Annotated in this window: 2 protein-coding genes; both read right to left on the bottom strand. The window is 51.1% G+C overall.

Going from position 1 to position 1,086, the window contains the following annotated elements; translation table 11 throughout:
* Window positions 1–115: 115 nt before the first annotated feature.
* Window positions 116–658 (bottom strand): D-glycero-beta-D-manno-heptose 1,7-bisphosphate 7-phosphatase, encoded by a 543-nt coding sequence (gmhB, locus tag BN1135_RS04940; RefSeq protein ID WP_042019296.1) that lies wholly within the window; start codon window positions 656–658, stop codon window positions 116–118.
* Window positions 659–771: 113 nt separating this feature from the next.
* The coding region (locus tag BN1135_RS04945; protein ID WP_042019298.1) for an EF-Tu C-terminal domain-related protein at window positions 772–1,086 on the bottom strand (315 nt) is incomplete at its 5' end.

Consider the following 1,086-nt stretch of genomic DNA (forward strand, 5'->3'; position numbering starts at 1 on the left):
GATGTGGCGCATTATAGGGAGCAGAATCTTTCTGGCAAGCAGATAATTGCAAAAAGATGGCTTTCGTCGCTCGTTCGCTCGCAAAGCCACCAATTGGCACAGTTAATAACCGAAATCAGGCTGCGGCAGGCACTGCAATGGCGAAATCGTGGAGATTGTCATAGATCGCATCAGCCAAAACGATACCTTCATCTGTCAGCGGTTTACCCGTCCTGACCATCACTTTATGGCCAACATTGGCATTAGTCGCAGCTTTGAGGTCAGAAGGCTTATCACCCACCATATAAGAACGGCCCATATCGATGTCGTGTTCCTGTTTAGCCAACAGCAGCATTCCGGGGGCTGGCTTACGACAATCACACGGTGCACTGTGATCCGGGTGGTGGGGACAGAAATAGATGCCATCGAGATCCACATCCCGATCGGCCAGTGACCAGTCCATCCACTCCGTCAGATTCATGAAGTCATCTTCGCTGAAGTAGCCACGGGCGATACCGGACTGGTTGGTAACGACAACCAGCAGGTACCCTTTCTTCTTTAACAGCTGCAGGGCTTCGATCACCCCGGGCAGAAAATGGAAATCATCTACCTGACTCACATAGCCAGTGTCTTCATTGATGACACCGTCACGATCCAGAAAAATGGCGGCTTTGCTCACGGAAACTACCTCTATCAATGGTTTCGTCCAGTATCTCACAGGCCATAAATAGCCCCAAAAATAAAAGGGGTGGCCGAAGCCACCCCTTTTCATGTTTGTATATAACGAATCGATTAAGCGATTACGCTAGCTACAACACCAGCACCTACGGTACGGCCACCTTCACGGATAGCGAAACGCAGGCCGTCGTCCATCGCGATCGGCGCAATCAGGGTAACAACCATTTTGATGTTGTCGCCTGGCATTACCATCTCTACGCCTTCCGGCAGTTCGATGGTACCGGTCACGTCGGTTGTACGGAAGTAGAACTGCGGACGGTAGCCCTTGAAGAACGGGGTATGACGACCACCTTCTTCTTTGGACAGTACGTACACTTCAGATTCAAACTTGGTGTGCGGCTTGATTGAGCCCGGCTTGGCCAGTACCTG

The sequence above is a fragment of the Aeromonas sobria genome, assembly GCF_000820145.1.
GTDB classification, from domain to species: domain Bacteria; phylum Pseudomonadota; class Gammaproteobacteria; order Enterobacterales; family Aeromonadaceae; genus Aeromonas; species Aeromonas sobria.